The organism is Mesorhizobium sp. M0991 (genome assembly GCF_040318915.1).
Classification (GTDB): Bacteria; Pseudomonadota; Alphaproteobacteria; order Rhizobiales; family Rhizobiaceae; genus Mesorhizobium.
Window position 1 is genome coordinate 370,237 of record NZ_JAMYNE010000001.1, and the last position, 9,074, is coordinate 379,310.

Below are 9,074 nucleotides of genomic sequence, written 5' to 3' on the forward strand. Positions count from 1 at the left end.
ACGACCTGTGTAAAGCGGCTGTAGTCCGGCCACACGGCCGGGAACAAAGCACCGAGAGTGCCGTTATTTATCCGGCTTGTTCGGGGAGGATCCAATGGAAGGCGGCATTCGCGAGGCCTCAAGGATAGTAGCGCCGGCTTTCGGCACCGTCCTGGTCGCCGCTGTCATAGGCTGAAATCGCTTTCCGAACGGGACAGGCTGCCTTCATGCGCTACGGCGAGATATTTGCAAATGTTACGGCACTCATGTTGCTGGCCTTGATGATTGGCGGCGTCTTCGTCCTGTTTGGAGAGCCGCTGTGGCCGCGGCACTACGCGAGAATGGTGCTGGTTACGGATATCGATGCCATGACCACCGCGTCAGTCCGAACAAGCTGCGTGCCCAGTCCATGCCTGCCCGACACCATCGATCACACCGTGCTCACTCCTCGCCCCGAGGACGGACCGTGATCTGCGATTGCAGCAGACGCGGAGCGAGGAGATGCGGAAAGGCCCGCCACGCGACCTGCGCGACGGACCCTTTGGTTCAATCAAACCATCTGGCCACAACTAAGTCAGGATAATCACGATCTTGTAGGTATTCGGGTCGACGATGACGATCCGGCCATCGGCGAGCACGAAATACTCATAGCCTTCGTAAGCCGGAACGATCTTGACGGTGCGCGCCGGCAGACGATGCAGCCGGACTTTCTTCCGCGGAACCTCGATGCCGACAGAGATGTCGAAATCGACGCTGGAAACGGGTTGGACGTTCGTCTCCTTGATGACCTGCGTGATCTCCGTCTTCTGTTCAACGGTCACATTGTTGATGGAAGCGGTCGAACTCTGGTCTTGCGTCTGCGTCGAGGCATTGCCCTGAGTCTGCTCGGTGGTCGTGGTCCCAGTCTTGCCCTGAGCCTGCTCCTCGGTCTTCATTTTCGTGTTGCCTTGGGCCTGCTCGGTAGTGGTGGTTCCGGCCTTGCCCTGGGCCTGCTCTTCGGTCTTCAGCTTCTTGTTGCCCTGCGCCTGTTGATCAGTCGTAGCGCCGGCCTTGCCCTGGGCCTGCTCGTCGGTCTTCAGCTTCGGTTTGCCCTGCGCCTGTTGATCAGTCGCAGCGCCGGCCTTGCCCTGAGCCTGCTCGTCCATCTTGGCGCCATTCTGGCAATTGGCAGCGCCGGCTGCGCAATTGGCGCCGGACTGGTCGTCGGTCGACTGCTGCGTCTGGGCAAGTGCAGCTCCGCAGCTGACGCTGATTGCTAGCATGCTGGTGATCAGAACGCCTTTCATGAGAGATCTCCTTGGAAAATGCGTCCCTTCACCGCGTAAAACTGCGGCTAAAAAATTTTGTTCCAAACCAATGGAGCGAAACGGCAAGCGATCCGAGTGGCGGAACAAGCTCCACCTGATGACGTTACCGGCCTATAGCGACCCCGCTGCGAACGGCATGACGCGGCGCAGCGCAGAGGTGGCTCACGACGAAAGGAGACGATCATGAGAATGCATCTTTCGGCAGCCGCGGCTGGGTTCTTGCTGCTTGCGGGTATTGGCGCCGCTGCCGCTCAGGACGTGGTCATCGAACCGCAGCAGGAGACGATCGTACGCGAGTATGTGAAAAAGCAGCCTCTGGCGTCCGTCCAGCTTCCCGGCGTGGAGCTCAATGTCGGCTCGACCCTGCCCGATACCGTCGAGCTTCATGAGGTTCCCGACGTCAAATACCGCTATGTCGTCGTCGACAATCGGACCGTCCTGGTCGATCCTGGCTCGCGCAGGATTGTAAAGGTCATCGAGTGAGCAAGCGCGTCGCTTTGAAGGGACATGCGGCGCGTCCAGCATTGTCGACATCCCAAACTGCTGCCCGTGTTGGGCATTCGGACGCAGAAAGGCCCGCCGCTTCGAAGCACGGCGGGCCTCATAGCGGAGACGACAGCCGGACAATTTCTGAGCCAGCATTGGCTTGGAACGCATGATCCCAGCACGCCCTGTGCTCGCCAGGCCCGAAACTTTGAGAGAATATTCCTGGCTTGGCATTTCGCGGGAAATACGGTGCTTTGATCCGACGGTCAGCATTCCCGATGATGCCGGCAAGGCTTGGCACTCCGCTTGGCCGCAACGACTTCAGAACCGACGGGATAGATCATGTCTGGGAACACCAACACTTTGCTCTCATTTCTCTCCGCAAGTATAAACCGGCGCGCCGGTCTGGCTGTACTTTTCGCGTCGGCGGTTGCGATTGTCGGCCTTGCTGCGCCGTCGTTCGCCGAAGACAAGACGGCGGTCAAGGTCGGCATCATGAGCGGCGAGGATGAGGATGTATGGCGCGTCGTCACCGCCCAGGCGGCGGAGAGGGGGCTGACGATCGAGACCGTGGTGTTCAACGACTACACCCAGCCGAATGAAGCACTCGAGCGTGGCGAAATCGACGCCAACGCCTTCCAGCACAAGCCCTATCTCGACAACCAGATCAAGACGCAGGGCTATCACATCGTCCCGGTCGGCTATACCGGGGTCTGGCCGATCGGCCTCTATTCCAAGAAGTACACGAAGATTGCCGACCTGCCCGAAGGCGCCGTCATTGGCGTGCCGAACGACCCGTCCAATGAGGGCCGCGCACTGCGCGTTCTGCAGAGCGAAGGTCTGATCAAGCTCAGGGAAGGCACCGGCATTCTGGCTACGACGACCGACATTGCCGAAAACCCGAAGAAATTGGTCGTCAAGGAGCTTGACGCCGGCATTGTCGGGCGCTCGGTGGAAGATCTCGACGGGGCCGTGGTCAACACGGATTGGGCGCTTAAAAGCGGCCTCACACCGGAGAACCGCATCGCCCAGGAGGCGGTGGCCGACAATCCCTACCGCAACTTCATCGCGGTCAAGGCCGGCAATGAAAACCAGCCCTGGGTAAAGACGTTGGTCGCCTCCTATCAGAACGAAAAGGTGAAGGCCGAATTCGACCGGGTCTACAAGGGAACCGGCATCAGCGCCTATTGATTTGCCGAACCGGTCCGGGTGCTGAAGCCCGGTCCATGAGGAAAGCGGTCCGTGTTGCAACGCGGACCGCGATCGCGTTTGTGGATCGCGAGACAGGAATTTTCATGAACCAGCATTTCGCCTCGGCCACCGAGATCATGCATCCCATCGGCAGCCGTTCCACCGGACCGGACGATGTCGTGCGCCTCGTCGAGCTGAAGCGCCGCTTCGGCGCTACGGCGGCGCTGGACGGCGTATCGCTCAGCGTGCGCCAGGGCGAGATCCTCGGCATCATCGGCCGCAGCGGCGCCGGCAAGTCGACGCTGATACGCTGTCTGAACGGCCTGGAGCGGCCGGATACAGGACAGGTCTTCATCGAAGGCCGCGACATCAGCCGGCTCGGCGAGCGCGAATTGCAGCCGCTGCGCCGGCGCATCGGCATGATCTTCCAGCATTTCAATCTGCTGTCCGCCAAGACGGTCGAAGACAATGTAGCGCTGCCGCTCAAGATCGAAGGCCGGCCCAGAGCCGAACGCCTGGCGCGCGCTGCCGAGTTGCTCGAGCTCGTCGGCCTGTCGGAGAAGGCGAAAGCCTATCCGGCGTCGCTTTCGGGCGGGCAGAAGCAGCGCGTCGGCATTGCCCGGGCGCTTGGGGCGCGCCCGGCGCTGCTGCTGTCGGACGAAGCGACCTCGGCGTTGGACCCGGAGACGACGCGCTCCATCCTTGCCTTGCTCAGAGACATCAACCGGCAGCTCGGCCTGACCATCCTGCTCATCACCCATGAGATGGAGGTGATCCGTTCGATCGCCGACCGGGTCGCGGTGATCGATGCCGGACGAATCGTCGAGCAAGGGCCGGTGTGGTCGGTCTTTGCCGATCCGAAGTCGGCGATCACACAAAGCCTGCTCGGCGGCATCAGGCCGCAATTGCCGGCGGAGATCGCAAGCCGGCTAACGCAGAACGCCGGCGTGGAGGCGATCCTCAGGATCGACGTGGCGGGTGAGGCCGCGCGAAGCCCGCTTTTGTCCGATCTTGCCTCGGCAGTTCCCGGCTCGTTCCGCCTGGTGCATGGCGGCATCGATCACGTCCAGCAGCAGCCTGTCGGGACACTGTTCGTGGCGGTCGCGGGCAGCAATGAAGGTCACCTGGCAGAGGTGATCGCGTTCTTGAAAGCTCGCCAAGCGCGGGTGGAGGTGCTTGGCCATGTCGCCGGTTCTGTTTGAGCTTCTCGTCCGTTCGATCTGGGAAACGATCCTGATGACAGCCGCCTCCGGCCTCATCTCGCTGGTTTTCGGGCTGCCGCTCGGCCTGGCGCTGGTCGCCACCGACCGCGGCGGCATCGCCGAAAACCTGTGGGTGAACCGCGCGCTCGGCGCGGTCATCAACGGTTTCCGCTCGGTGCCTTTCATCATCCTGCTGGTTGCGCTGATCCCGGTGACGCGGCTGATCGTCGGCACCTCGATCGGCACCTGGGCAGCGATTGTGCCGCTGTCGATCGCGGCGACGCCCTACTACGCCCGGATCGCCGAAGTGTCGCTGCGCGAGGTCGACCACGGGCTGATCGAAGCGGCGCGCGCCATGGGCGGCAACCGCTGGACGATCATTCGCGAGGTGCTGGTGCCGGAAGCGTTGCCCGGCATCGTCGCCGGCTTCACGGTGACGCTGGTGACGCTTATCGGCGCCTCGGCCATGGCCGGCGCCATCGGCGCCGGCGGGCTGGGCGACCTCGCCATCCGCTACGGCTACCAGCGCTTCGAAACGTCCGTCATGATCGCCGTGGTCATCGTCCTGATCGTCCTGGTCTGCGGCATCCAGTGGGCCGGCGACCGGCTGGTCGCGAGGCTGGATCACAGGGCATAGGGCCGCTTGAACTGAGGGTGCGCTGCGGTTTGGGCGATGCGCCAGCACCCGGTGAGACCCTCACTGCCGGTCCGGCTTCTCCACCGCGCTCAGCGCCGCCAAGCCTTGTAGAGGCGGCTCTCCGGCTTGCAAATATAGCTGGATCAGTTGCTCATCCTCTGCGCCTTTATAGGCTAACGGAATACCTCTGATTTGAGCGGGCATGTCCCAATCGAGCGGCCGATCCTCCGGCGCGAACCACTTGCATCGCCGAACCTCCACCCAATGCCGGCGAATTGACAAACAATTGCCGAGGCCGTCGTCTTCGTAGCCGAACTCCACTCCAGAGCACGAACATATGATGTAGCTGGGTTCTTTGCTGTTCTCGCCCCATGGCAGATCGGGAGATTGATCGAGGCCGCAGACACGGCATTTGAAGTTGTCTTGTGGATTCATTTGATCCCGAACAGATCTCTGGCTTGCTCTGCCGTATAGTACCCTAGCCTGACATCCCGAGCGACCAGTTCCGAATCGCGCTGCAACGGGTCACCGTAGCCGCCGCCGCCCGGCGTGCCGACGCGCACGCGATCGCCTGCCTTCAGCGCGATGTCCTGTTCCTTGGACAGATGCGGCGGCACATGTTCCTTGCCGTCGCGGAACACGGTCACCGTGTTGACCGCACCGTCTTTGCCGCCGAGCGCGCCTTGCGGGCCAAACCGGCCATGGTCCATGACGAAGGAGGCGCGGGCGTCACCGCGCAGGATCTCGACCTCATAGGCGAGGCCAAAACCGCCGCGATGCTTGCCGGCGCCGCCCGAGCCTTCGCGCAGGGCGTAGTGGCGGTAGAGCACCGGGAAGGCCTGCTCCATGATCTCGACCGGCGGCGACTTTGAAATGCCGATGGTCGAGCAGCCATTGGTCAGGCCGTCGTGACCGGCATTGCCGCCATAGCCGCCGCCGGAAATCTGGTACATGACGTAGTCGCGGCCGCGCGCCGGGTCGTTGCCGCCGAGCGCGAAATTGCCGCTGGAGCCGGCCGGAGCCGCCGTCACTTTGTCCGGCAGCGCCTGCACCATCGCCGCGAACACCGCCTCGGCAATGCGCTGCGAGACTTCGGCTGCGCAGCCCGACACCGGCCGCGGATATTTGGCATCGAGGAAGGTGCCTTCCGGCCGCTTGACGATCAGCGGCTCGAAGGCGCCAGCGCTGATCGGCACGTCGGGGAAAATGTGCCGCATGGCGAGATAGACCGAGGACAAGGTAGTCGCCAGCACGCTGTTCATCGGCCCAGCGCAGGGCTTTGACGACCCCGAGAAGTCGAAGCTGAGCGTGTCGCCCTGTTTTTCGACCGCCAGCGCGATAGTCAGCGGCTCGTTGACTACGCCGTCGGAATCAACGAAAGCCTGCGACCGGTAAATGCCGTCCGGAATGGCTGATATGTTGACGCGCATCTGTTCAGCGGCGCGGCGCCGCAATTCGGCGATCGCATCGACCACCGTTTCATCTCCGTAACGATCCAAAATTCCGTTGAGCCGGTCCTGTCCGATCAGCAGTGCCGCCGCCTGCGCGCGGATGTCGCCGATGCGCTGGTCGGCAACCCTGATGTTCGAGCAGATAATGGCGTAGATTTCGCGATCGAGCACGCCCTTCTTGAACAGCTTCACCGGCGGCAGTCGCAAGCCTTCCTGCTCGACCGCCGTTGCCGAGGCGGAGAAGCCGCCCGGCACCGAACCGCCGATGTCGGGCCAGTGGCCGGTGTTCGACAGCCAGCAGAATATTTTGCCGCCGCGATAGACCGGCATGGCGAAGCGCACATCCATCAGATGGGTGCCGCCGAGATAGGGATCGTTGACGATGTAGATATCGCCTGGCTCGGGCGGCAGGCAGCGACCGTCGGCGATCATCTCGATCACCGTTTTGGTCGAATACTGCATGACGCCGACGAACACCGGCAGGCCTTGGCTGCCTTGCGCGATCAGCGAACCATCGAGCGCCGAATAGATACCGTCGGAGCGGTCATTGGCCTCGGCGATAACAGGCGAGAACGCGGCGCGCGAAAACGTCAGGTCCATTTCGTCACAGACCTGCTGTAGGGCCGCCTGGATGACCGAAAGGGTGATGGCGTCGAGCTTTTCCATCTCAGGCCTTACCGATATCGATGATGATGTTGCCGTCGGCATCCGATCGCGCCAGGTCGCCGGGCTCCAGCACCGTGGTGGCGTCCATCTGTTCGAGGATTGCCGGCCCTTCGATTGTTGCGTCGAGCGGCAGTTTCTCTCTGCTGTAGACCGGCGTGTCGTACCAGCGCCCGCCATACCAGACAGGCCTGACTTCGCGCCGCGCCTCTTCGAGCGTTTTGGCGCGGCCAGCCGGGTCGATCAGCCGGGACAGATCGATCGCCGGCCGCACGCCGGTCACCGAGGTGTTGAGGTTGACCAGATTGGCGCGGATTTCCGGCAGCTCGACCTTGAAGCGGGCGAAATAGGCCTTCTCGAACAGTTGCTGCAGTACCTCGCGCGTCACCGCAGACGACGGCAGCGGCACGTTGATGATATGCGTCTGGCCGACGAACTGCATGTCGGCGGAATGCGTGACGCGGATCATTTCCGGCTTCACCGCTTCCTTGCCGACCAGCTCCTCGCCTTCGTTTCGGTGCCGTTCCAATACTCCGTGAAGCTGGGTTTCATCGAGACTCGCCACCGGCTGGTTGACTGTATTAACGAAATCATGGCGCAGATCGGCGACGACACAGCCGAGCGCATTGGTAATGCCTGGCCGCGCCGGCACCAGCACCTTGGGCAAGCCGAGCTCGCGCGCCAATGCCGTCGCATGCAGCGGCCCGGCGCCGCCGAAGGCGAACAGCGCGAAATCGCGCGGGTCGTGGCCGCGCGACACCGACACCATGCGGATGGCGCCGGCCATCTTCACGTTGCCGAGCCGCAGCACGGCACCCGCCGCCTCGACGCCGGACAGGCCCGTGGCGCGGCCGATCCTGTCCTCGAATATGCCGGTGACGCGTTCGACGGTGACCGGGTTTTCCACCGCAAGCAGCTTTTTCGGCGCCAGCCGACCGAGCACCAGATTGGCGTCGGTAATGGTCGGCTCCAAGCCGCCGCGTCCGTAGCAGATCGGCCCGGGATTGGCGCCGGCGCTTTCCGGGCCGATCTGGATCAGGCCGGCCGCATCGACGCGGGCGATCGAGCCGCCGCCGGCGCCGACCGTATGCACCGCCACCATCGGCACATGGATCGGCATGGCATATTCGATCTCGATCTCGTTCGACACCGCCGGCTCGGCGTTGCGGATCAGCGCCACATCGGTCGAGGTGCCGCCCATGTCGTAGGTGACCAGGTTTTCGAAGCCGGCGCGCTTGCCGGTATAGGCGGCGGCAATGACGCCGGAGGCGGGTCCCGACATGACGGTCTTGGCCGACTCACGTGTGACAAAGCGGGCCGAGATCATGCCGCCATTGCCGTTCATGATCAGGAAGTCGCGGGCGTAGCCTTTTGACGCCAGTTCCTTGCGCAGCCGTTCGACATAGCGTTCGAGGATCGGCTGCACCGAGGCGTTGACCGAAGCGGTCACGCCGCGCTCGAATTCGCGCGCTTCCGAAAGCAGCGCATGGCCTGTCGTGATGTAGCCGTTCGGCCAAAGCTCGGCGGCGATCTCGGCCGCGCGCCGCTCATGCGCCGGGTTGGCGTAGGAATGCAGGAAATGGATGACGAGGGATTCGCAGCCGGCTTCGATCAGTTCTGAAATCGCTGCCCGCATCTCGGCCTCGTCGAGCGGTATGCGCACCGCGCCCGAGGCCTCGACCCGCTCCGACACTTCGAGCCGCAGATTGCGCGGAATGATCGGCACGAAAGTGCCTGTCATGCCGTAGGGTTGCGGCCGTGTCCGCCGGCCTAGCTCGATCACGTCGCGAAAGCCGCGCGTGGTGATCATGCCGGTTTTGGCCAGCCGGCGCTCCAGCACCGCGTTGGTTGTGGTGGTCGTGCCGTGCACGATAAGGTCGATGCCGTCGATCGGAAAGCCGGTGGCACCAAGCGCTGCAACGACGCCGAAGGCCTGGTTGTCGACCGTGGTCGGGGTCTTGGCGATATGCACCCGGCCACCGTCGCGGCCGTCGATCAGAAGCAGGTCGGTAAAGGTGCCGCCGACATCGATACCGGCCACGACGCTGCCCGTCGAATCCAGAGCTTGCGCCGAAAAATTCTGTCCCATTGTCGAAACCCGAAATGCCCGAACTGCTTACATGCCTCAGTTTGGAAAGCTGTTTTACGGCGGCGTCTT

9 protein-coding genes are annotated in these 9,074 nt (G+C 63.1%); 5 read left to right on the forward strand and 4 right to left on the reverse strand.

Features of this window, described 5'->3' with window-relative positions; translation table 11 throughout:
• The first annotated feature begins 206 nt into the window (after positions 1-206).
• A complete protein-coding gene (locus tag NKH70_RS01870; protein WP_023677112.1) occupies positions 207-449 on the forward strand; it encodes a hypothetical protein in 243 nt (80 codons plus the stop codon).
• Between the two features lie 99 nt (positions 450-548).
• Here NKH70_RS01870 and NKH70_RS01875 read toward each other — a convergent pair whose 3' ends face one another.
• Positions 549-1,265, reverse strand: coding sequence for a DUF1236 domain-containing protein (locus tag NKH70_RS01875; protein ID WP_353024823.1), 717 nt, complete (start codon positions 1,263-1,265; stop codon positions 549-551).
• 204 nt (positions 1,266-1,469) lie between these two features.
• On the opposite strand from NKH70_RS01875, the gene NKH70_RS01880 reads away from it, so the two are divergent.
• The 4 genes from NKH70_RS01880 to NKH70_RS01895 all read left to right on the forward strand — a co-directional run bounded on the left by NKH70_RS01880 (position 1,470) and on the right by NKH70_RS01895 (position 4,802).
• Positions 1,470-1,769 carry a DUF1236 domain-containing protein gene (locus NKH70_RS01880; RefSeq protein ID WP_352912070.1) on the forward strand — a complete coding sequence of 100 codons (300 nt, stop codon included), beginning with the start codon at positions 1,470-1,472 and terminating at the stop codon, positions 1,767-1,769.
• Positions 1,770-2,114: 345 nt separating this feature from the next.
• Complete coding sequence (locus tag NKH70_RS01885; protein ID WP_352912073.1) at positions 2,115-2,963, forward strand: MetQ/NlpA family lipoprotein; 849 nt, start codon at positions 2,115-2,117, stop codon at positions 2,961-2,963.
• Positions 2,964-3,067: 104 nt separating this feature from the next.
• Positions 3,068-4,165, forward strand: a complete 1,098-nt coding sequence (locus tag NKH70_RS01890; RefSeq protein WP_352716206.1) for a methionine ABC transporter ATP-binding protein — start codon at positions 3,068-3,070, stop codon at positions 4,163-4,165.
• Entirely contained in the window at positions 4,146-4,802 is a 657-nt protein-coding gene (locus NKH70_RS01895; RefSeq protein WP_254815748.1) for a methionine ABC transporter permease, read from the forward strand. The genes NKH70_RS01890 and NKH70_RS01895 overlap by 20 nt, the downstream gene beginning before the upstream one ends.
• Positions 4,803-4,862: 60 nt before the next feature.
• Here the strand turns inward: NKH70_RS01895 and NKH70_RS01900 are convergent, their stop codons facing one another.
• Genes NKH70_RS01900 through NKH70_RS01910 form a run of 3 tightly spaced genes read right to left on the reverse strand, consistent with a single transcriptional unit; the run spans position 4,863 to position 9,005 of the window.
• Positions 4,863-5,237 (reverse strand): hypothetical protein, encoded by a 375-nt coding sequence (locus NKH70_RS01900; protein WP_352912078.1) that lies wholly within the window; start codon positions 5,235-5,237, stop codon positions 4,863-4,865.
• On the reverse strand, positions 5,234-6,919 hold the full coding sequence (locus tag NKH70_RS01905; RefSeq protein ID WP_352912080.1) for a hydantoinase B/oxoprolinase family protein: 1,686 nt from the start codon (positions 6,917-6,919) through the stop codon (positions 5,234-5,236). Before NKH70_RS01905 ends, NKH70_RS01900 begins: the two co-directional genes overlap by 4 nt.
• Before the next feature lies 1 nt (position 6,920).
• Positions 6,921-9,005 carry a hydantoinase/oxoprolinase family protein gene (locus NKH70_RS01910; RefSeq protein WP_352912082.1) on the reverse strand — a complete coding sequence of 695 codons (2,085 nt, stop codon included), beginning with the start codon at positions 9,003-9,005 and terminating at the stop codon, positions 6,921-6,923.
• Between the last annotated feature and the right edge of the window lie 69 nt (positions 9,006-9,074).

Bases quoted from the DNA above. Each gene is read 5' to 3' on its own strand.
- NKH70_RS01900 (WP_352912078.1), bottom strand. From the start codon at position 5,237: ATGAATCCACAAGACAACTTCAAATGCCGTGTCTGCGGCCTCGATCAA.
- NKH70_RS01870 (WP_023677112.1), top strand. From the start codon at position 207: ATGCGCTACGGCGAGATATTTGCAAATGTTACGGCACTCATGTTGCTG.
- NKH70_RS01880 (WP_352912070.1), top strand. From the start codon at position 1,470: ATGAGAATGCATCTTTCGGCAGCCGCGGCTGGGTTCTTGCTGCTTGCG.
- NKH70_RS01895 (WP_254815748.1), top strand. From the start codon at position 4,146: ATGTCGCCGGTTCTGTTTGAGCTTCTCGTCCGTTCGATCTGGGAAACG.
- NKH70_RS01890 (WP_352716206.1), top strand. From the start codon at position 3,068: ATGAACCAGCATTTCGCCTCGGCCACCGAGATCATGCATCCCATCGGC.
- NKH70_RS01905 (WP_352912080.1), bottom strand. From the start codon at position 6,919: ATGGAAAAGCTCGACGCCATCACCCTTTCGGTCATCCAGGCGGCCCTA.
- NKH70_RS01875 (WP_353024823.1), bottom strand. From the start codon at position 1,265: ATGAAAGGCGTTCTGATCACCAGCATGCTAGCAATCAGCGTCAGCTGC.
- NKH70_RS01910 (WP_352912082.1), bottom strand. From the start codon at position 9,005: ATGGGACAGAATTTTTCGGCGCAAGCTCTGGATTCGACGGGCAGCGTC.
- NKH70_RS01885 (WP_352912073.1), top strand. From the start codon at position 2,115: ATGTCTGGGAACACCAACACTTTGCTCTCATTTCTCTCCGCAAGTATA.